This is a genomic window from Magnetospirillum sp. UT-4, assembly GCF_902729435.1.
In the GTDB taxonomy this organism is placed as follows: domain Bacteria; phylum Pseudomonadota; class Alphaproteobacteria; order Rhodospirillales; family Magnetospirillaceae; genus Magnetospirillum.
Genome location: NZ_CACVCG010000090.1, coordinates 83546 through 100783 on the forward strand (window position 1 = coordinate 83546; position 17238 = coordinate 100783).

Consider the following 17238-nt stretch of genomic DNA (forward strand, 5'->3'; position numbering starts at 1 on the left):
AAGGGGGTGGGGCGGGGCAACGCCGCCCACGGCGTGGGATAGGAAACGGTCGCCAATGGCAGAAGCCGAGGATGCGAGGACCGAGACGCAGGCCGCCAAGACCGCCGGCCCACCCGGCGTGCTGCGCGATCGCTTCACCATTCGCTCCAACCAGCCGCTGCCCGACCTGTTCACGCCCAATGCCGAGGCCTATGTGGCCGAGGACAAGCGCGATCCCAACCGATCCCTCTATGCCCTGATCTGCCGCCCCGATTTGCCGCCGCGGGTCACCGTCATGCGGGCGCTGAAGGGCGTCCTCTCGCCCGGCATCGTCCAGCTGGTGGAATGGGGGGCGATGAACTGGGCGCCGGCCGGGCGCCAGTGCATGACGGTGGTCTACGAACGCCCCGCCGGCAAGCGGCTGATGGCCAACCTGCGCTCGGAATTCCGCCGCATCGACGAGTACGACATTCAGCGCAGGGTGGTGGAGCCGATGGTCTCGGCCATCAAGGAGCTGACCAGCCGCGGCATCACCCACCGGGCCATCCGCGCCACCAACCTGTTCTACATGGATGGCGCCGGCGAGCGGCTGGCCCTGGGCGACTGCGTCTCCACCCCTGCCGGCTTCGACCAGCCGCTGGTGTTCGAGACCATCGAATCGGGCATGGCCAATCCGGTGGCCCGCGGCTCGGGCACCTATTCCGACGATCTGTATTCGCTCGGGGTCATGCTCATCTTCCTGTTCCTGGGGCGCAACCCGGTCGCCCACCTGGACGACGAGGCCATCCTCAAGCAGAAGATCCAGCAGGGCTCGTACGGCACCCTGGTGGGCGACGAGCGCCTGCCGCTGGCGCTGATCGAACTGCTGCGCGGCCTGCTGTGCGACGACCCCGATCAGCGCTGGGACATCGAATCGCTCGATCTGTGGCTGTCGGGCCGCCGCCTGTCGCCGCTGCAGTCGCGCATGGAGAAGCGGGCGGCGCGCGGCTTCCCCTTCAACGGCAAGGAATACTTCAATTGCCGCGAGCTGGCCCAGGCCATGGCCAAGAACTGGGAGGCGGCGATCCCGCCGGTGCTCGAGGGCAAGCTGGAGCTGTGGCTGCGCCGCGCCGTCGAGGACAAGGAGCGCGCCCAGGTCATCGCCGACGTGGTGCGCATGGCGCTGACCGGCACCACCGACAAGAAGGTCGCCGCCGACCTGATGCTGTGCAAGGTGCTGATCCTGCTCGATCCGCCGGCGCCCATCCGCTACAAGGGCTTCAACGCCATGCCCGACGGCTTCGGCTCGGCGCTGGCGGCGGTGGTGGCGCAGAAGGCCGACAACCGGCTGCTGGTCGAGATCATCCTGCGCGCCGTGCCCAGCCTGTGGTTCGAGGCGCGCAAGGCCTACCTGCCCGACAACTCGCTGATGGAAGGCAACTTCAAGGAGTTGAAGGCCTATCTGGGGCAGACCGGCATGGGCTTCGGCCTCGAGCGGTGCCTTTACGAACTCAACGACGCGCTGCCGTGCCAGAGTTCGCTGCTGGGCGAAGATTACGTGGTCGAGCTGAAGGAGCTGCTGCCGGCGCTCAACGCCGCCGCGGCCAGGCGCTCGGACACCAAGCAGGTGCCGGTGGACCGCCACATCGCGGCGTTCATGGGGGCGCGTGCCCGCTCCGACATCGACCGCAACCTGCAGGGCCTCAGCGATCCCGAGCCGAGCAAGGCGCTGATGGCGCTGCTCAACCTTTATGCCGTGTTCCAGTACCGCCTGGGTCCCGAATCGCTGCCCAACCTGACCGCGTGGCTGGGCGCGCTGGCCCAGCCCATCGTCAATTCCTTCCACTCCCGCGACCGCCGCAAGGAGCTGGACAAGGAACTGCCCAAGATCATCCGCCGCGGCTCCATCGTCGAGATCTACAACCTTCTCGACAATGCCGAGGCCAAGGACAAGGACGTCAACGAGTTCGCCTGGGCGCAGGCGCAGTACCAGGCGGCCGAGGAGGAGATCAAGCGGGTAAAGACCGATTCCGAAGAGCGCGCCGACGAGGCCGAGCGGGTGGGCAAGCAGACCGCCGCCATGATCGGCATCCTGATCGCCTTCGTCACGACGACCTTCGTCGTCATCTCGAAGGTGTGGTGATCCATGGCGGCGAAGAAGAAATCGGCGGTGGCGCAGGCGCAGGCGGCGGCGAAGGCCAAGAAGGGCGGCGGCGTCGGCATGAACAAGGCCGCGGTGCTGATGATCCTGGCGGCCCTGGTGCCGTTCTCCCTGCCCACGGTGATCCTGCTGTTCTTCACCGGATTGCCCACCCTGGGCGCCTGGGCCAGCGAAAAGGGCCGTCACAAATACGCCTGGCTGTGCGTCGGCGGGCTGAACTTCGCCGGGGTGATCCCGTATTTGTTCACCCTGTGGTTCGGCGTCCACACCGTCGACGAGGCGCTGAACATGCTGTCCGACGCCGGCGTGCTGCTGTGGGCCTACGGCGCCTCGGGCTTCGGCTGGCTGCTCTACATGATCACCCCGCCGATGGTCGCCAGCTGGCTGTCCTTCACCACCGACCGCCGCGTCGCGTCGCTGAAATCGGCGCAGAAGAAGCTGGTCGAGGAATGGGGTGAAGAGGTGTCGCGCAAGGGCGGGTGATAGATCGGGGAACAACGCCCGGCTTCGGCTTGACCGTCGTCCCCGCGAAGGCGGGACCCCAGGGGGTGCACTGACAGCTTCTCCGAGATTCCTGGAGTGCCGCCTGCGCGGGAATAGCGGGGTGTCGAATGGACAGGGCCGCCGGCGACGTGCCGGCGGCCCCTTTCGTTTGCGCTGCGATCAGCCCTTGGCGACCAGGCGCGGCGGCGGGTAGACGCGGCGCACCCGGATGGCGGCGGTCTCGCGTCCGGCCAGACCCTCGCTCACCCCTTCGGCGGCCACCTGCAGCATGAAGGCGACGTCGTTGAGGCCGAGCCGGCCGGCCATCTTCGCCATCTCGATGCACTGCCCCTGCAGCGCCTTCATGCTCTTGCGTTCGATGCTCATGTCTTGTCCCCCTCTCGATCAGGCCAGGCCGTCGTCACGCACCAGCTGCAGGGCCGTCTTCAGAACATCGAGGACGGTCTCGGAATCGGCATCGGTGTGCGCGGCCGAGAAGAAGCAGCGGTGGGTGGCGTGGATGAAGATGCCCATGTTCAGGCAGTGCAGGTAGAAGGCGCCCTCGGCTTCCTTGCCGGCGTAGTCGAACTCGCCCAGCACGTGGGAGCCGAAGAAGATCTGCCACATGGAGCCGGCCGCCATGATGCGGGCCGGGAAGCCGTGGGTCTCGGCATAGGCGTTGAAGCCGTCCCGGACATGGGCGGTGAGGCGGTCCACATGGGTGTAGACCTCGGGCCGCGCCTTGAGCTGGGTCAGCGCCGCCAGGCCGGCGGCGATGCTCATGGGGTTGCCCGAGAAGGTGCCGCCGAAGAAGATGCCGCCCGGCTTGGTGAAGTCGCCGAACGACGCCATCAGGCTGGCGCGGCCGGCGACCACCCCGATGGGCATGCCGCCGCCGGCGACCTTGCCGTAGGTGGACAGGTCGGCCGCCACGCCGTAGCGGCCCTGGGCGCCGCCATAGCCCAGGCGGAAGCCGGTCAGCACCTCGTCGAAGATCAGGATGATGCCCTTCTCGTCGCACAGGGCGCGCAGCGCATGCAGGAAGTCGCCGACCTCCGGGTCGGGACGCGAGCCCTGGATCGGCTCGACCAGCACCGCCGCCAGCTCGTCGGCATGGTCGGCGATGGCGGACAGCGCGTGCGGGCTGAGGTAGGGCAGCAGCAGCACATCGTCGGTCACTGCGGTGGGAATGCCGTTGCCCAGGGTGACCGGCTCGGAACGCTCGGCGGTGGAGCCGGGGCCGGCCCACACCAGGGCGGTGTCGTGGGCGCCGTGATAGCTGACGTCGAACAGGGCGACCTTGGTCTTGCCCGACAGCGCCCGGGCGGCGCGGATGGCGTACAGCGTGGCCTCGGTGCCGGTATTGGCCAGCACCACCCGTTCGTTGGTGGGCGAGGCGTCGCGGATCATGCGGGCATAGGCCAGTTGGTCCTCGCCGCGCAGGGAATAGTGCCAGCCCTTGTCGAGCTGGGCGCGCAGGGCCGCCTCCACCGCCGGCGGCCGATGGCCGAGGACGTGGACGCCGAAGCCCATGCAGGTGTCGAGGTAGCGGTTGCCGTCGATATCGACGAAGGTGGCACCGGTGTTCTCGGCGATGAAGAGGGGCGGCGGCGCCATGCCCGAAGCCGCCATGGCGCCGTTGATCACCTCGGAGCGGTCGCGGGCCATCTGCTGCGACGCCCGGGTGCGGGCGTTCAGCGCATCCTGCGCCTCTTCGAGGCGGCTGGACCGGCGGAGCTTAAGAGCGCTTTGAGCCATGGTTCGAAATTCCCTGTTCACGAGCCCCGTCGGGGCGGTTGGTGTCGTCGTTCAAGACCTCGCCGGCGGCCGCCAGGAACTGGGCGGTCCGCACGAATCCGCCGCGATGGGCCTGCTGGGTGAGGTAGTCGATGGCGTAGCGTAGGTCGGTCGCCTCCTGACGGCGGGCGAGCGCCGCGTTGCGCCTGGCCATCACGCGGCCTCGGCCAGGGGCGGCTGCCACAGCGCGAATTGCTGCACGATGGGCAGGCGGGTGACGAACTTGTCGCGCAGTGTCTGCACGATCTGGCCGTTGACCGGATAGCGGGCGACGATGGCGCGGGTGTTGCCCAGGGCGCAGACCGGGCCGTGCCACAGCGGCTTGGTCTCCAGCACCTTCTTCGCCAGGCGGGCGACGGCGATGTCCTCGACGGTCACCAGCTCCCGCACGCCATAGGTGAAGGCGCACTCGAACAGGGCGGCGAACAGGAAGCCAGTGGCGTGATCGATGCCGGCGCGGGTGGTGCCCTGGCCCGAAGGCTCGACCACGAAGCGGCTGATCTCCCAGATGTCCGGGGCGCGGGGCGGCTCGGCGCCGTCGAACAGGTGGCGGAAGACGGTGGAGGCCATGTAGGGCTGCTCGGTGGAGAGCAGGCGCCACGAGCCGATGACCCGGCCCGACGGCTCGCTCACCACCAGATAGGCGGTGTCGGGGCGGTCGAACTCGTCGCGCTCCTCCTCGCCGTTGATGCTGGGCACATCCCAGCCCAGGCGTTCGACGAAGACACGGTGACGCTGGCGGAACATCTCGCGCAGCAGATCCTGCTTGGCGTGCATGTTCTGGGCGGTGATGAGATCGACGATCATAGCCACTCCCCTCTGACCATTGGACAGGGGGGACTCTGGCCTCATAGGCCCTTGGTCCGGTATTCGTCGGAAAGGACAGGTGACGCCACACCTAGGCTGGCGCGGATATTGTATGCACTACCGGAAATGGTGAATTCAGCGCCTGCCGGCGCCACGGCGCAGGCGCCGCGGGACGGTTCAGGGCAGGATGATGCGGTTGAGCACGGCCTTGACGACGGCGTGGTGCTTGGAGAACGACCCCAGCTTGCGGGTCGCCGCGTCCAGATACAGCTTCACCGTGCGTTCCGAGATGTGGAGGATTTCCGCCACTTCCCAGGCGGTCTTGCCGCGGCTGGTCCAGACCAGGCATTCGCGTTCGCGCCGCGACAGCGCCGGCGGGGCGAGCTCCTCGTCGGGGGGCAGCAGCGAGGCGTACTTTTCATGGAAGTAGAGGCTGAAGATGTGCAGGTTGTGCTTGTACTCGGCCCAGGCCTTCACGAAGTCGGACTCGCGCTCCGAGAAGACCGAGAAGGTGGCGACGCCGAAGCCGTGCTCATGGATGGGGATCTCGGCCCCGGCCTTGAGCCCGAAGTCGCGCGCCTCGTTCAGCACCACCCGCTCGGGCGCGCCGGTGGGGCGTTGCGCGACGGTGTCCTGCCACAGGAACGGGGTCACCGAGCGCAACAGCCGTTCGACCACCGGGTCGATGTCGAGATAGCCCTGGTCGGCGTAGCGCTGCGACCATTCCGCCTGCCAGTCGCCGATATAGACCAGACTGCCGCGCCCCGGGCGGTACAAGTGGTAAGTGTAGCCGCCGAAGCCGCAATTCCGTACCGTTCGCACCGCCACATCCTCCACCGCGTCGGTGGTGGTGGCTGAATCCAGTTCGGAAAGAGGTGCCGACAGCAACATCGGGGGCGAAGCCTAGCGACGGAATCCTCAAGCTCTGATTGTTGTAACTCTTCCGAAGCCACATATGCAATGCGAACAACGTTTGATTTTTTCCGGAATCGCATTACAAAATCGCTTCAGGCCTCACAGGCTAAGGAGAAGAACGGCATGGCACGAAAGACCGGTTCCCGCGGACGGCTTCCCAACGGCGCCCCCAATCCCATCGATTCCCATGTCGGAGGGCGTGTGCGCCTGCGGCGGACCCTGCTGGGCATGACGCAGGAGCGCCTGGCAGCCCTGCTCGGCCTGACCTTCCAGCAGATCCAGAAGTACGAGCGCGGCGCCAACCGCATCGGCGCCAGCCGGCTGTTCGACCTGGCCCGCGTCCTCGACGTTCCGGTCGGCTATTTCTTCGAAGGCCTGGCCGAGGAGGCGATGGCTCTGTCGCCCGGTCTGCTGGCCAAGATGGCGCCGGCCGACGCCACCTTCCCCGACCAGGGCAAGGACGCCGCCCTGAAGCGCGAGACGCTCGAACTGGTGCGCAACTACTACCGGATCGGCGATCCCCGCCTGCGCAAGCAGATCATGGATCTGGCCCTGGCGCTGTCCGATCCCGCCGAGGCCAAGAGCGCCTAACAGGCTGCGGAGAACCGCTGTTTGCCACCCTCCGATCCGTCACCCCCGCGAAGGCGGCGGGCCATGTCGGGAAAATGGGCGGCCTGACCGCAATGCAGAGTGTGCTGAGGCATGGAGTCCCGCCGGCGCGGGAATGAGATGGGCGATTTTCCGCAGCCTGCCAGACCGGGACCACATCCCGGGAGGCTGCGGGAATGCCCCCATCCCCGAATACTATCTTCTGGATATATGAACTATACGTTCTGTATAGTGGCGCGAACGGCGCCCGAACGGATGGTTTAATGGCTGCCCGAGCGATCATTCCCCCGGCATCCGGCATTCACGGGCGCGATCCCTGCGAGCGCGAGCAGATCCAGGCCCCCGGCTGCATCCAGCCGCCGGCGGCGCTGCTGTGCCTCGACCCCGGCGACCTCTGCGTCCTTGCCGCCACCCCGAACCTGGCCGAAGTGCTGGGCGCGCCGACGCTTCCCGAGACCATTTCCGTCCGTCTGTCCAATGCCGTTGCCGATGGCTCGGCGCGGGCCGGTACCGAGTTCGTGGCCGAGGATGGCCGCCTCACCGTCTTCGCCCATGTCCAGGACAACGTCCTGCTGGTCGAGTTCGAGGCGCACCTGCCCGAGGATGCCCCCGATGCCGGCGGGTTCTTCGCCGTCAACGCCGCCTTGAGCGAGATGGGCCGTGCGGTGACCCTGGAATCCCTGTCGGACATTGCCGCCGGCGCCATCCAGTCGCTCACCGGGATGGAGCGGGTGCTCATCTACCGGTTCGATGGCGAGGGCCATGGCGAGGTCATCGCCGAGGCGCTGGCTCCCGGCTTCGACGAAAGCTTCCTGGGTTTCAGCTTTCCCGCCGCCGACATCCCGATCCAGGCCCGCACCCTCTATCTGACCAGCCCGGTCCGCTTCACCGCGCGGCGCGAATACGACCCGATCGCCATCGTGCCGGCGGATCATCCGGTCACCGGCAAGCCCTTCGACATCGGCCGCTGCCGCAGTCGCAGCCTGTCGCCGGTCCACCGTGCCTACCAGGAGAATCTGGGGGTGGATGGTGCCATGTCGCTGTCCATCGTCAATGACGGCAAGTTGTGGGGCCTGGTGGTCGGGCATCACCGCAAGCCCCACCGGGTGCCCATCCCGGCGCGCCAGCAGGCGATGGCGGTGGCCTCGGCGCTGTCCATGCGGCTGTCGGCGACCGAGACCGCCGAGGAGCGCGATGCCCGCGCCCGCCACGTGGTGATGCATGCCCGGTTGCTGGAGCAGATCGCCGGCGCCGACGATTTCGTCTCGCCGCTCATCGACGGCGACGTCCGCCTGACCGACCTGTTCTTCGCCTCCAGCGGCGCGGCGGTGGTCTACCGCCAGGGTGAGGGCACCGACGAGCATCTGGAGATTCGTACCGTGGGCGAAGCCCCCGACGCCGAATCGGTGCTGGTCCTGTCGCAGCTCTGCCGCGACCATCTCCACGACGGAGTGTTCGCCACCGACTGCGTTTCGCGGATCATGCCGGCCTTCTCGCGCTACGCCGCGGCGGCCGCCGGCATGCTGGCGATCACCATCGGCGAGAACGGACGGCACATGATCATCTGGTTCCGGCCCGAGACGGTGAGCACCAGGGTGTGGGGCGGCGCCAGCCCGGCCCAGGTCGAGGCCGAGAAGCGCCTGGGCAACTACTATCCCCGCCGCTCCTTCGCCCGCTGGGTCGAGGAGCGGCGCGGCCATTCGCGCGCCTGGCCGACATGGAAGATCGAGATCGCGCGATCCCTGCGCACCGCCCTGAACGACGTCATCCTGCGCCAGATGCGCACCATCCGCGCCCTCAATACCCGCCTGGCCGAGAGCGATCGCGCCAAGTCGCGCCTGTTGTCGCACATGAGCCACGAGCTTCGGACCCCGCTGAACGCCATCCTGGGGTTTTCGGAAATGCTGGACACCGGCATCTACGGCACCATTACCGACAGCCAGCAGACCAGCGTGCGCGCCATCACCGAAGCCGGCCGCCACCTGCTCAGCATGGTCAATGACATCCTCGATCTGTCCAAGGTCGAGGCCGGCCGCCTGGAATTGCACGAGCGCGAGATCGACCTGGCCGAAGTGGTGACCCGCATCGCCAACCTTCTGCGTGAGATGGCGGGCGAGCAGGGGCTTTCCATCGTCGTCCGGCTCGACCCCGCCATCGGGGCGGTGCTCGCCGACGAACGGCTGGTCAAGCAGATGCTGCTGAACCTGCTGTCCAACGGCATCAAGTTCACCCCCCGCGGCGGCACGCTGACGGTCTCCGCCGCCCCTGGCGACGACGGCGAGGTGGTGCTGCGGGTCGCCGATACCGGTCGCGGCATTCCGCGCGAAAAGCTGGCCCGGGTGCTGGAGCCGTTCCGCCAGGCCCACGACGAGGTCACCCTGGCCCATCCCGGCACCGGCCTGGGGCTGCCCATCGTCAAGGCGCTGATCGAGCTGCACGGCGGCACGCTCGAGATTGAAAGCACCGTGGGAGTGGGCACCACGGTAAGCCTGCGCTTCCCGGCGGAGCGGGCCGTGCCCTCGCAAGCGCCGCCATGAACGAGGCCGCCTGGCCCACCCTGCGCGACAGCACCCGTGCCGATCACGCCCTGGTGGAATCGCTGCCGCGCATGCGCCGGCTGTTCGCCGACGACTTTCGCGTCGATGAATTCCGCGACCTTCTGACGCGCATGCTTGCGCTGCATGCGCCGCTGGAGGCGGTGCTGGCCGTCGACCCCGGTGCCGCGGTCGGGTACCTGCCGCGGGTGCCGCTGCTGCAGGCCGGACTCGCCGCCCTCGGTGCCGATCCTGCGCTTGCCCGGCCAGCCGCCGTGCCGGAGCTGGGGAATGCGGCGTCGCGCTGGGGCGCGCTCTACGTCATCGAGGGTTCGATCCTCGGCGGCCAGTTGATCCACCGCCATATCTGCCGGCTGTTCCCCGATTTGCCGCCTGCCGCCGCCGCGTTCTACCTGCCTTACGGCGACGCGGCCGGCCCCCAGTGGCAGCGCGTCCGCTCCGCCCTGGACGCTGCGTTGGCATCGCCGGCGCAGTTGGACCGGGCGGTCACGGCGGCACGGGCGACCTTCGCCGCGTTCGTGGCGGTTCTGTCCGCCTGATGCATCGGGTGTACACCCCTATGCGAATTCTCCATGAACTTCCGGTTACGTCTCGGTTATGGTCTCGCCCCCCAGGAGGACGACCGTGACCAAGTCCCAGATCGAACTGCGCGCCTTTCCGCGCCTCTCTTGCAGCCGCCCCGCCCGACTTCTGTTCCCGGAACTGGAGGAGGAGGGCCAGGTGGTCGACGTGTCGGCCGGCGGCTGCAAATTCATGCCGTTCCAGCTGGAGACCCTGGCGGCCTGGAGAATGCCGCCGGGACTGCCGGTGCGGGTGCTGATCGGCGGGCAGGACGTCGCCGCCACCGTCGCCTGGGCAACCCCCAACTACAGCGCCATCGGCTGCCATTTCACCGAGACCATCGACCCGCACCGGCTTGCCGCCATGCTCGACGGCTGAGCTTCCGGTTCAGCGCGCTTCGTGGTGCCGCAGCGCTTCGCAGCCGGCCTCGGTCAGGCGCCAGGCGCCGTCGCGCCACGCCAGGAACCCCTTGCGGCACAGGTCGTGAGGGATGCCGGGAACCGGGGCGATGGTGAACGGCGCACGGCGCAAGACCTCGAGATGCTGGTCGGTCAGGGACATGGTCGGCCTCCTTCGGACCCCGGACAGCGGGGCCTCTGTCGGCCCGGAGAAGAATGCTGCATTGCGGCAAAAGCGCGGCCGGTGACGCCATCGGACCATACGAAGGTATGGTTCAGCCGGAATAGCTCGGACCCTGGCGCCTTATACCCATGCCCGCTGCGGGGAAGCCAATGCCCGCTGCGCTTTCGCCGCCCATCCGGGCCATACTTAGGTCAAGGGTTCGCATGCGGGAGATGGGTCATGAAGAGGTGCCACGTCTGCGGTCGCGGGATGGCCGACCATGCCGAGGGATGCCGCATTCTTGAATGCCTGCCCCGGTTCGAGCGGGTCTATCACCGCCTGGTCGCGGAACGGCGTTCAGTGTTTCTGCAGCACAAGCTTCTGGAATACCTGCCCGATCTCGCCCTCCCGCGGTCCTGACCCCGATCCGGACGGGGAGGAGCGCGGTCCTACACCGGAATCCGGAACCGCTCCAGGCCCAGCCCCTCGGTGTCGATGGCCGGCCGGTGGCCCGAGATCTGGTCGGCGAGCAGGCGGCCGGAGCCGCAGGCCATGGTCCAGCCCAGGGTGCCGTGGCCGGTGTTCAGCCACAGCCCGGGAACGCGGGTGCGGCCGATCAGCGGCACGCTGTCCGGGGTCACCGGGCGCAGGCCGGTCCACGGCTCGGCGTGGGCGAAGTCGCCGGCGGCGGGGAACAGGGCGCGGGCGCGATCCAGCACCAGCTTCCAGCGCTGCGCATTGAGGCTGGTGTCGTATCCGGTCATCTCGGCGGTGCCGGCGGCGCGCAGGCGGTCGCCCAGGCGCGAATAGACCATCTTGTGCTCGTCATCGGTGATCGAGACGTAAGGCGCGCCCTTGCGCCCGTCCACCGGGATGGTGACCGAGTAGCCCTTGGCCGGCACGATGGGCAGGCGCAGCCCGACCCGGGCGGCCAGCAGCGGGCTGTAGCTGCCCAGCGCCAGCACGGTGGCGTCGGCGTCGAGATCGCCGTGGTCGGTGGCCGCCCCGATCACCCGGCCGCAATCCTGGCGCAGGGCGGTCACCGTGACCCCGTAGCGGAAGTCGACGCCGCCGCGGCGCGCCGCCTCGTCGGCCAGCCGGTGGGTGAACAGATAGGCGTTGCCGCTTTCGTCGTCGGGGGTGTGGATGCCGCCCGCCAGCTGGCCGCCCACCGCTACCAGGGCCGGCTCGATGGCGACGCATTCGCTGGCCGACTTCTCCAGCCGCAGCAGGCCGTACTGGCGCATGGTCTCGGCCGTCTCGCAGGCCTGGTCGAACTCGCGGGCGTCGCGGTAGATGTGGAGGATGCCCAGCCGGCGCTGCTCGTAATCCAGGCCCAGCTCGGCCCGCAGCTCCTGCAGGCAGTGGCGGGAATAGATGGCGATCCGCAGGGTGCGCTCGGTGTTGACCTCGGCGCGGAAGGCCGTGCAGTTGGACAGGAAACGCAGGCCCCACAGCCACAGCGCGGGGTCGAAGCGGCGCCAGCGGAACAGCAGCGGCGCGTCGTCGCGGCCCAGCCATTTCAGCACTTTGGGCAGCACCGCCGGGTTGGCCCACGGCTCGGCATGGCAGGGCGAGACCTGGCCGCCATTGGCGAAGCTGGTCTCGAGCCCGGGGCCGTGCTGCCGCTCGACCACCGTGACCTCGTGACCGGCCCGGGACAGATACCAGGCGGCGGCGGTGCCGACGACACCGGCGCCGAGGACCAGCACCTTCACCGCGAAGCCTCCCTGGTACGTGAACGGAGTATGGTGGTAGCGCATGGCGGCGATGTCGGCAATCCCCGCAGGGGTGGGGCGCATGCAACGCAGGTTGCAATCGCCGCCGCCGGGCGTAGCCTTCGACCATGACCAGCGAGATTCTTTCCGTCGCCGAGATGTACCGCGCCGACGCCCAGGCCATGGCGGCGGGCATGGGCGGCGGGCGCCTGATGGAGGCGGCCGGCTGGGCGGTGGCGCGCGAGGTGCGGCGCCGCTTCGGACATTGCCGGGTGGCGATCCTGTGCGGGCCGGGCAACAATGGCGGCGACGGCTTCGTCGCGGCACGGCTGCTGGCGCGCGCCGGATACGCGGTGCGGCTCGCTTTGCTGGGCGACGTGCGCGCGCTGAAAGGCGACGCCGCGGCCATGGCGGCGCGCTGGGACGGTGCCGTGACGGCGCTGGCGCCCGAGGCCCTGGACGGCGCCGACATGGTGGTCGATGCCCTGTTCGGCGCCGGGCTGGCGCGGCCGCTGGACGGCGTGGCGCGCCGGGTGATCGAGGAGATCGGGCGCCGCCGCCTGCCGGTGGTGGCGGTGGATGTGCCCTCGGGTGTGGACGGCGATACCGGGGCGGTGCTGGGGGCGGCGCCGCAGGCGGTGGCCACAATCACCTTCTTCCGCAAGAAGCCGGGCCACGTGCTGCTGCCCGGCCGCCTGCTGTGCGGCGCGGTGGCCGTCGCCGACATCGGCATCCCGGAGGCGGTGCTGGCCGATATCGAGCCCTCGGTGCGCGAGAACGGTCCCGGCTGCTGGGGCGGGCAGTTTCCGTGGCCGCGGGCCGACGGGCACAAATACGACCGCGGCCATCTGGTGGTGGTCGGCGGCGCCGCCATGACCGGCGCCGCCCGGCTGGCGGCCCGCGCCGGGCGCCGCGTCGGCGCCGGACTGGTGACGGTGGCGGCGCCGGCGGCGGCGCTGGACGTTTACCGCGCCGGCGATCCCGGCACCATCGTCGCCGACCTGGACGAGGCCGCCGCGCTGCTGGCCGATCCCCGCCGCAACGCCTGGGTGCTGGGGCCGGGGGGCGGCGCCGGGCTCGACCGGCTGGTGCTCGAGGTGCTGAAGGCCGGCCGCGCCGCGGTGCTCGACGCCGACGCCCTGTCCGCCTTCGCCGCCCAGCCCGAGCGGCTGTTCCGCGCCTGCTCGGGACGGGTGGTCCTCACCCCCCACGACGGCGAGTTCACCCGCCTGTTCGGCAAGGTCGAGGGCAGCCGGCTGGAGCGCGCCCGCCACGGCGCCGCCCGCGCCGGCGCGGTGATGCTGCTGAAGGGACCCGACACGGTGATCGCCCATCCCGACGGCCGCGCCGTCATCAACGCCAACGCACCGCCATGGCTGGCCACCGCCGGTGCCGGCGACGTGCTGGCCGGCCTGGCCGGCGGCCTGATGGCGGCCGGCATGGACAGCTTCGACGCCGCCTGCGCCGCCGCCTGGATCCACGGCCAAGCCGCCACCGCCTTCGGCCCCGGCCTGATCGCCGAGGACCTGGCGGAGATGGTGCCGGCGGTGGTGGGGCGGCTGCGCACGCCGTAGCTGGCACCCCCGTTCCCCGCACCTATATCCAGAAAGGAGAATAGCGGGAGCGGACCCATGACCCAGGCCATTTCCGAGACCTTCATGACCCGCATCAAGGCGCTGGGGCGGCTGTGGCGGGATTTCTCGGGCGGGCGGGGGGACGGGCCGGTGTTCGCCCCCGATCTGCCCGACGATGACCTGGAGCGGCTGGCCGAGCAGATGCGGGCCTGCCTCGAGGTTCGCGGTGGCGAGGTGTCGGCGCGGGCGCGGGCGGCCGAGCTGGGGCGGGCCTATCTCGCCCTGTCGGCGGACGGCCGCCGGCGCTTCCTGTCGCTGATGGTGCACCGCTTCGGCCCCGACCGCACCGCCGTCGATGCCGCCCTGGCCCGTCTGGCCGAGGCCGGCGAGGGCGAGCGCGCCGCCGTCGAGCGGGCCTTGCGCACGGCGCTGGAGCCGCCGTGGCTGCGGCTGCTGACTCAGTTCAACGCCCTGCCCGAGGGCGTGAAGTTCCTGGTCGATCTGCGCGCCGAGCTGATGGCCATGGCCCGGGGCGATGCCGCCCTGGCGGCGCTGGAGGCCGATCTCAAGGGGCTGCTGGCCTCGTGGTTCGACGTCGGCTTCCTGGAGCTGCGCCGCATCACCTGGCGCTCGCCGGCCTGCGTGCTGGAAAAGATCATGGCCTACGAGGCGGTGCACGCCATCCAGGGCTGGGACGATCTCAAGAACCGTCTCGATTCCGACCGCCGCCTCTATGCCTTCTTCCATCCCCGCATGCCCGACGAGCCGCTGATCTTCGTCGAGGTGGCGCTGGTCAAGGGCATCGCCGGCAACGTCCACGACCTGCTCGACACCGCCGCCCCGGCCGGCGATCCCGAGGCTGCCGATACCGCCATCTTCTATTCCATCAACAACGCCCAGAAGGGCCTGGCCGGCATCAGCTTCGGCAATTTCCTGATCAAGCGGGTGGTCGAGGAACTGACCGCCGAATTCCCGCGCCTCGCCACCTTCGCCACCCTGTCGCCGATCCCGGGCTTCCGCGCCTGGCTGGAGGAGCGCCTGGCCCAGGGCGAGCCGGGCCTGCTGACCGCCGCCGAGCACCGGCAGCTCACCGCGATGTCCAACGGGCTGGGGGCCAAGGGCAGCCTCAAGGCGCTGCTGGCGGATGGCGGCTGGGGCGACGATGCCATGCTGGCCGAGGCGCTGTCCGCCCCGCTGACCCGCCTGGCGGCGCGCTACCTGGTGCTGGAGAAGAAGGGGGACGGCCGCGCCCTCGACCCCGTCGCCCATTTCCACCTGTCCAACGGCGCTCGCGTCGAGCGCCTGAACTGGCGAGCCGATGTCAGCACCAAAGGGCTGGCCCAGTCCTCGGGCCTGATGGTCAACTACCTCTACAATCCCGACGAGATCGAGGCCAACCACGAAGCCTATGCCGGCACCGGCAAGGTTGCTGTGTCGCCCGAGATCAAGGGTCTGGTCAGGGGGTGATGGTCGGGAAGTAGCCGGTGGACGGGTAATAGCCGGCGGCGCCGCCGCACTGGAAGGCGGCCACGCTGGGGGTCAGCACGCCGCAGCGCAACGGCGTCCACGACTGGCCGATCAGCCCCTTGACGCCCTGGCCGGAGCGGGCGCACTGGCGGGCGGCGATGGCGTAGACCTCGCCCGGCTCGGCGGTGACGCTGGAATAGCAGACGTAGCTGGTGGGTCCCTCGGCGCTGTCGGGGGCCAGCGGGCGCGGCGTGGTGGAGCAGCCGGCCAGCAGGGTGGCGCAGGCGACGGCGACGGCGATGCGGTTCATTGAATTTATATTCCCCTTCGAGCCAGGCTGTCTGAACCCGTACCCTTCCCGCGCCCGCTTGGCAAGAGCTTAGACCGGTGAAAGGCGCCGCATGGCGGCCGGCGCACCGGCCAGGAAGGCCGAGACGATGGCGCCGATCACCGGCTCGATGTCGTCGGGCATGGGTACCTGGTAGACCCAGCGGCGCACCCCGACATAGCCGATGGCGCCGTGCAGGCCGGCGACGAACTCGATCTCGGCGGGCGAGGGCGGGGCCTCGGGCAGTCCCGCCTCGTGGCGCAATTCGCGGGCCAAGGGCACCAGGATGTGCTCGCGCAGGAAATCCATGAAACGGTCGGCCAGGCGGCTGTCCTTCAGCCCGGCGAACATGAACAGCCGCACCCGCTCGAAGGTGAAGTTCATGCGGTTGTAATTGTGGTAGAGCGTGACGACCCGGTCTTCCAGCGGCCGCTCGCGGTCGGCCAGGGCAGCGTCCCAGGCCGGGTTCCAGCCATCGACGAAGGCATGGCGGTAGACCTGCTCGATCAGCGCGTCCTTGTCGGGGAAGTAGCGGTACAGCAGCGGCTGGGTGACGCCGATGCGCTCGGCCAGGACCCGGGTCTGGCCCTCGAACCCGACCTCGGCGAAGAAGCGGATGGCCTCGTCCAGGATCAGCCGTTCCCGTTCCTGGCGGGGCAGGCGGCGCTGGGCGGATCTGGGCTTCGCTTCAAGCACCATGGAAGCTCGTCTCGGTGCGGTCGCAGATGCCGGAATGGCATGTGCGGATTGTTAGCACGGTTCGCGCGTCGCTATCCAGCAGGTTCACGCCTGGAATATGCAGGTTTAGCACAGCCCCTCTTCCGTCAGGGTGGCGCGCGGAGGGGCGGCGCTCGACATGAAGCCGGGCGGTGGGCGGAGAGATCGATGCGGGCGAGATGGGCGGCGGCGGTGCTGACGGCAATGGTGCTGGCGGACCCGTGCCGTGCGGCGGCGGCGGACGCGGCCGACGGCGCCACCGTGCTGCCGCGCGAAATCCTGTTCGCGCCGCTGCTGGCCGATCCGCGCTGGCCCCATTACGCCGCCGCCCTGCAGGATTACGGCGGCCACGCCGGTCTGGGCACGGTCGGCCAGGCCACCATCGGCGATTCCTTCTCGTTCTACCAGGCGCCGGCGGCGGGCGGGCGCTGGGGCATCGGGCTGCAGGTGGGGGTGTTCGCCATCTTCGACCTGGAAGCCCCGTCCAAGGACCTGATCAACGCCGATTACTGGGTCGGGCTGCCGTTGGCCTGGCGCCGGGGGCCGTGGTCGGCGCTGGCGCGCCTCTATCACCAAAGCTCGCATCTCGGCGACGAATACCTGCTGCGCAGCCGCGACAACCAGCGCAACCGCATCAATCTCAGCTACGAGGCGGTGGACCTCAAGCTGTCGCGGGATTTCGCCGGCGGGGCGCTGCGCCTGTACGGCGGCGGCGGCGTGCTGTTCGACCAGGAGCCATCGGACATCCGCCGGGGCATGGCCCAGGCCGGCATCGAACTGCGCGGCCCGTGGAGCTTCGCCGACGGATTGCTGCGGCCGATCGCCGCCCTCGACCTGCAGGCCCTGGAGGAGACCGGGTGGGGGCGGGACGTCTCCGCCCGCCTGGGGGTGGAACTGGTGGGCAGCGGCGGCGAGAACTACACCCTGCAGCTCAGCCTGGACTATTACCGCGGCCGCAATCCCAACGGGCAGTTCTTCGTGGACAAGGCGGAGTACTGGGGCCTCGGCCTGCACGCCTATTTCTGAG

Annotated in this window: 19 protein-coding genes; 10 read left to right on the forward strand and 9 right to left on the reverse strand. The window is 69.5% G+C overall.

All coding sequences use genetic code 11. The annotated features are described in order from the left end of the window. Positions 1-55: 55 nt before the first annotated feature. Together MTBUT4_RS12830 and MTBUT4_RS12835 are read left to right on the forward strand one after the other, a co-directional pair. Positions 56-2101, forward strand: a complete 2046-nt coding sequence (locus MTBUT4_RS12830; protein WP_173980081.1) for a hypothetical protein — start codon at positions 56-58, stop codon at positions 2099-2101. A 3-nt stretch (positions 2102-2104) separates the two neighbouring features. Next, positions 2105-2602, forward strand: coding sequence for an acyl-CoA synthetase (locus tag MTBUT4_RS12835; RefSeq protein WP_173980082.1), 498 nt, complete (start codon positions 2105-2107; stop codon positions 2600-2602). A gap of 180 nt (positions 2603-2782) precedes the next feature. Here the strand turns inward: MTBUT4_RS12835 and MTBUT4_RS12840 are convergent, their stop codons facing one another. The 5 genes from MTBUT4_RS12840 to MTBUT4_RS12860 all read right to left on the reverse strand — a co-directional run bounded on the left by MTBUT4_RS12840 (position 2783) and on the right by MTBUT4_RS12860 (position 6097). Beyond that, positions 2783-2989: a hypothetical protein gene (locus tag MTBUT4_RS12840; RefSeq protein ID WP_173980083.1), complete on the reverse strand. Its 207-nt coding sequence runs from the start codon at positions 2987-2989 to the stop codon at positions 2783-2785. An 18-nt stretch (positions 2990-3007) separates the two neighbouring features. After that, on the reverse strand, positions 3008-4360 hold the full coding sequence (locus MTBUT4_RS12845; RefSeq protein WP_173980084.1) for an aspartate aminotransferase family protein: 1353 nt from the start codon (positions 4358-4360) through the stop codon (positions 3008-3010). Beyond that, positions 4341-4553 (reverse strand): hypothetical protein, encoded by a 213-nt coding sequence (locus MTBUT4_RS12850; RefSeq protein WP_173980085.1) that lies wholly within the window; start codon positions 4551-4553, stop codon positions 4341-4343. Before MTBUT4_RS12850 ends, MTBUT4_RS12845 begins: the two co-directional genes overlap by 20 nt. Next, complete coding sequence (locus tag MTBUT4_RS12855; protein ID WP_173980086.1) at positions 4553-5206, reverse strand: acyl-homoserine-lactone synthase; 654 nt, start codon at positions 5204-5206, stop codon at positions 4553-4555. The genes MTBUT4_RS12850 and MTBUT4_RS12855 overlap by 1 nt, the downstream gene beginning before the upstream one ends. 177 nt (positions 5207-5383) lie before the next feature. Continuing rightward, complete coding sequence (locus tag MTBUT4_RS12860; RefSeq protein ID WP_173980087.1) at positions 5384-6097, reverse strand: LuxR family transcriptional regulator; 714 nt, start codon at positions 6095-6097, stop codon at positions 5384-5386. Positions 6098-6244: 147 nt separating this feature from the next. On the opposite strand from MTBUT4_RS12860, the gene MTBUT4_RS12865 reads away from it, so the two are divergent. From MTBUT4_RS12865 to MTBUT4_RS12880, 4 genes are all read left to right on the forward strand, one after another. Continuing rightward, positions 6245-6712, forward strand: a complete 468-nt coding sequence (locus tag MTBUT4_RS12865; RefSeq protein ID WP_173980088.1) for a helix-turn-helix domain-containing protein — start codon at positions 6245-6247, stop codon at positions 6710-6712. A 281-nt stretch (positions 6713-6993) separates the two neighbouring features. Further along, positions 6994-9267 carry an ATP-binding protein gene (locus tag MTBUT4_RS12870; protein ID WP_173980089.1) on the forward strand — a complete coding sequence of 758 codons (2274 nt, stop codon included), beginning with the start codon at positions 6994-6996 and terminating at the stop codon, positions 9265-9267. After that, entirely contained in the window at positions 9264-9824 is a 561-nt protein-coding gene (locus tag MTBUT4_RS12875; RefSeq protein ID WP_173980090.1) for a biliverdin-producing heme oxygenase, read from the forward strand. The genes MTBUT4_RS12870 and MTBUT4_RS12875 overlap by 4 nt, the downstream gene beginning before the upstream one ends. 85 nt (positions 9825-9909) lie before the next feature. Continuing rightward, on the forward strand, positions 9910-10224 hold the full coding sequence (locus MTBUT4_RS12880; RefSeq protein ID WP_173980091.1) for a PilZ domain-containing protein: 315 nt from the start codon (positions 9910-9912) through the stop codon (positions 10222-10224). Between the two features lie 9 nt (positions 10225-10233). On the opposite strand, the gene MTBUT4_RS12885 is transcribed toward MTBUT4_RS12880, so the two are convergent. After that, a complete protein-coding gene (locus MTBUT4_RS12885) occupies positions 10234-10407 on the reverse strand; it encodes a hypothetical protein (RefSeq protein WP_173980092.1) in 174 nt (57 codons plus the stop codon). 240 nt (positions 10408-10647) lie between these two features. Here MTBUT4_RS12885 and MTBUT4_RS12890 point away from each other — a divergent pair, with 240 nt between their 5' ends. Continuing rightward, the gene (locus MTBUT4_RS12890; RefSeq protein ID WP_173980093.1) at positions 10648-10827 is read left to right on the forward strand and encodes a hypothetical protein; all 180 of its coding nucleotides are present in this window, start codon (positions 10648-10650) and stop codon (positions 10825-10827) included. A 29-nt stretch (positions 10828-10856) separates the two neighbouring features. On the opposite strand, the gene MTBUT4_RS12895 is transcribed toward MTBUT4_RS12890, so the two are convergent. Next, positions 10857-12125: a D-amino acid dehydrogenase gene (locus MTBUT4_RS12895; RefSeq protein ID WP_173980173.1), complete on the reverse strand. Its 1269-nt coding sequence runs from the start codon at positions 12123-12125 to the stop codon at positions 10857-10859. Positions 12126-12253: 128 nt separating this feature from the next. Here MTBUT4_RS12895 and MTBUT4_RS12900 point away from each other — a divergent pair, with 128 nt between their 5' ends. Further along, positions 12254-13699, forward strand: coding sequence for an NAD(P)H-hydrate dehydratase (locus MTBUT4_RS12900; RefSeq protein WP_173980094.1), 1446 nt, complete (start codon positions 12254-12256; stop codon positions 13697-13699). 57 nt (positions 13700-13756) lie between these two features. Further along, positions 13757-15166, forward strand: a complete 1410-nt coding sequence (locus MTBUT4_RS12905; protein ID WP_173980095.1) for a malonyl-CoA decarboxylase — start codon at positions 13757-13759, stop codon at positions 15164-15166. Here MTBUT4_RS12905 and MTBUT4_RS12910 read toward each other — a convergent pair. After that, positions 15156-15476, reverse strand: a complete 321-nt coding sequence (locus MTBUT4_RS12910) for a hypothetical protein (protein WP_173980096.1) — start codon at positions 15474-15476, stop codon at positions 15156-15158. The genes MTBUT4_RS12905 and MTBUT4_RS12910 overlap by 11 nt on opposite strands. Positions 15477-15545: 69 nt before the next feature. Beyond that, complete coding sequence (locus MTBUT4_RS12915; protein WP_173980097.1) at positions 15546-16193, reverse strand: TetR/AcrR family transcriptional regulator; 648 nt, start codon at positions 16191-16193, stop codon at positions 15546-15548. A gap of 186 nt (positions 16194-16379) precedes the next feature. On the opposite strand from MTBUT4_RS12915, the gene MTBUT4_RS12920 reads away from it, so the two are divergent. After that, the gene (locus MTBUT4_RS12920; RefSeq protein WP_173980098.1) at positions 16380-17237 is read left to right on the forward strand and encodes a DUF1207 domain-containing protein; all 858 of its coding nucleotides are present in this window, start codon (positions 16380-16382) and stop codon (positions 17235-17237) included. Position 17238: the final 1 nt, after the last annotated feature.

Bases quoted from the DNA above. Each gene is read 5' to 3' on its own strand.
- MTBUT4_RS12830 (WP_173980081.1), top strand. From the start codon at position 56: ATGGCAGAAGCCGAGGATGCGAGGACCGAGACGCAGGCCGCCAAGACC.
- MTBUT4_RS12835 (WP_173980082.1), top strand. From the start codon at position 2,105: ATGGCGGCGAAGAAGAAATCGGCGGTGGCGCAGGCGCAGGCGGCGGCG.
- MTBUT4_RS12840 (WP_173980083.1), bottom strand. From the start codon at position 2,989: ATGAGCATCGAACGCAAGAGCATGAAGGCGCTGCAGGGGCAGTGCATC.
- MTBUT4_RS12845 (WP_173980084.1), bottom strand. From the start codon at position 4,360: ATGGCTCAAAGCGCTCTTAAGCTCCGCCGGTCCAGCCGCCTCGAAGAG.
- MTBUT4_RS12850 (WP_173980085.1), bottom strand. From the start codon at position 4,553: ATGGCCAGGCGCAACGCGGCGCTCGCCCGCCGTCAGGAGGCGACCGAC.
- MTBUT4_RS12855 (WP_173980086.1), bottom strand. From the start codon at position 5,206: ATGATCGTCGATCTCATCACCGCCCAGAACATGCACGCCAAGCAGGAT.
- MTBUT4_RS12860 (WP_173980087.1), bottom strand. From the start codon at position 6,097: ATGTTGCTGTCGGCACCTCTTTCCGAACTGGATTCAGCCACCACCACC.
- MTBUT4_RS12865 (WP_173980088.1), top strand. From the start codon at position 6,245: ATGGCACGAAAGACCGGTTCCCGCGGACGGCTTCCCAACGGCGCCCCC.
- MTBUT4_RS12870 (WP_173980089.1), top strand. From the start codon at position 6,994: ATGGCTGCCCGAGCGATCATTCCCCCGGCATCCGGCATTCACGGGCGC.
- MTBUT4_RS12875 (WP_173980090.1), top strand. From the start codon at position 9,264: ATGAACGAGGCCGCCTGGCCCACCCTGCGCGACAGCACCCGTGCCGAT.
- MTBUT4_RS12885 (WP_173980092.1), bottom strand. From the start codon at position 10,407: ATGTCCCTGACCGACCAGCATCTCGAGGTCTTGCGCCGTGCGCCGTTC.
- MTBUT4_RS12890 (WP_173980093.1), top strand. From the start codon at position 10,648: ATGAAGAGGTGCCACGTCTGCGGTCGCGGGATGGCCGACCATGCCGAG.
- MTBUT4_RS12900 (WP_173980094.1), top strand. From the start codon at position 12,254: ATGACCAGCGAGATTCTTTCCGTCGCCGAGATGTACCGCGCCGACGCC.
- MTBUT4_RS12905 (WP_173980095.1), top strand. From the start codon at position 13,757: ATGACCCAGGCCATTTCCGAGACCTTCATGACCCGCATCAAGGCGCTG.
- MTBUT4_RS12910 (WP_173980096.1), bottom strand. From the start codon at position 15,476: ATGAACCGCATCGCCGTCGCCGTCGCCTGCGCCACCCTGCTGGCCGGC.
- MTBUT4_RS12915 (WP_173980097.1), bottom strand. From the start codon at position 16,193: ATGGTGCTTGAAGCGAAGCCCAGATCCGCCCAGCGCCGCCTGCCCCGC.
- MTBUT4_RS12920 (WP_173980098.1), top strand. From the start codon at position 16,380: ATGCGGGCGAGATGGGCGGCGGCGGTGCTGACGGCAATGGTGCTGGCG.